2 protein-coding genes are annotated in these 1,708 nt (G+C 60.7%); both read right to left on the bottom strand.

Features of this window, described 5'->3' with window-relative positions:
- Positions 1-690: YtpR family tRNA-binding protein (gene ytpR, locus A3730_RS15605; RefSeq protein WP_197477495.1), on the bottom strand; the 690-nt coding region annotated here is incomplete at its 3' end.
- Positions 691-723: 33 nt separating this feature from the next.
- Positions 724-1,708, bottom strand: a 985-nt coding sequence (pheS, locus tag A3730_RS15600; RefSeq protein ID WP_063538403.1) for a phenylalanine--tRNA ligase subunit alpha, incomplete at its 5' end; no start/stop codon positions are given.

The raw sequence follows: 1,708 nt of genomic DNA, 5'->3' as shown, positions 1-1,708 counted from the left end.
CGGGGTGGCAGCGTTGACATCCACGCCCTTGATGACCCGGCCCAGGTAGCGGGGGCAGCCGGCGTTATCCGCTAGCGTTACGGTCAATGCATCATCAATGGCCGGCGCCACCTTGCTGATGGCCGCCTCGGTGAGCGGGCTCTGGTTCATCACGCCCACTTCCCGGGCGATACCGCGCAGGCTCAGGCAATCAGCCCGGTTAGGAGTCAGATCCACTTCGATAACGGTGTCGTCGAGCCTCAGGTAGTCGCGAAAATCGGTGCCCACGGGGGCGTCTTCCGGCAGCTCCATGAGACCATCGATCAGGTCTTCCAGGCCCAGTTCCGACGCGCCGCACAGCATGCCATTGGATTCCTGGCCGCGCAGCTTGGCTTTCTTGATCTTGAAGTCACCGGGCAGCACCGCGCCGACCTGGGCGAAGGGCATCTTCAGGCCCACACGCACATTGGCCGCACCACACACCACCTGCACCGTGTCGGTGCCATTGGTCACCTGACAGACACTGAGTTTGTCGGCATCCGGGTGCGGTTCGCAGCTTTCCACCTGCCCGACCACCACGCCGCTAAAATCCGGTGCGGCCGGTTCCACCGCGTCCACTTCCAGGCCGGCCATGGTCAATTGCTGGACCAGGGTGTCGGTATCCACGGCGGGGTTGACCCACTCCCGCAACCAGGCTTCGTTAAAACGCATGTCGTGATTCCTTTAACTTGTTCGCGGGAGACGTTAGCTGAACTGGGACAAAAAGCGGGTGTCGTTTTCGAAAAACAACCGCAAGTCGTTCACGCCATAACGGAGCATGGTGATACGCTCGATCCCCATACCAAAGGCAAAGCCGCTGTACTCTTCCGCATCAACGCCGCCCGCTTCCAACACCTTCGGGTGCACCATGCCGCAGCCCATGATTTCGATCCAGCCGGTGTGCGAGCACACCCGGCAGCCATCGCCACCACAACTCACGCAGCCCACATCCACTTCCGCGCTGGGCTCGGTGAACGGGAAATAGCTGGGGCGAAAACGTACCGGCAAGTCTTCCACTTCAAAGGTGAAGCGCAGGAATTCCGCCACGGTGCCACGCAGATCGGCGAAGGTAATGCCCTTGTCCACCAACAGGCCTTCCACCTGGTGGAACATGGGAGTGTGGGTCAAATCTGAATCACAGCGATACACACGGCCCGGCGCAATAATCCGGAACGGCGGTTTGCCCTGTTCCATCACCCGTACCTGTACCGGTGAAGTATGGGTGCGCAGCAGGCGCCCATCACCGAAATAGAAGGTATCGTGCATGGCCCGTGCCGGGTGGTGGCCGGGGATATTCAAGGCCTCGAAATTGTGGAAGTCATCCTCCACTTCCGGGCCTTCGGAAATATCAAACCCCAGACGCAAAAAGAAATCCTCAATGCGGCGACGCATACGGTTCACCGGGTGCAACCCGCCCGGCAACTCGCCTCTGCCCGGCAACGTCACATCAACGGTCTCGCTGGCCAGCTGCTCATTCAGGGCCGCCTCTTCCATGGCACTTTTGCGCCCGGCAATAGCGTCCTGAACCTTCTGCTTGCCTTCATTGATGACGGCGCCGGCCTGCGGGCGCTCTTCTGCGCTCAGTTTGCCCAACCCCTTCATCAAGGCACTGATTTCACCCTTTTTGCCCAGGTACTTCACCCGCACATCGTCCAGCGCCCGAATGTCGCCAGCCTGCTCGACCTCTGCC

This window comes from Alcanivorax sp. HI0044, from assembly GCF_001634945.1.
The sequence above is the reverse complement of the archived record's forward strand: the minus strand, read 5'-3'. Positions and strand labels throughout refer to the sequence as shown.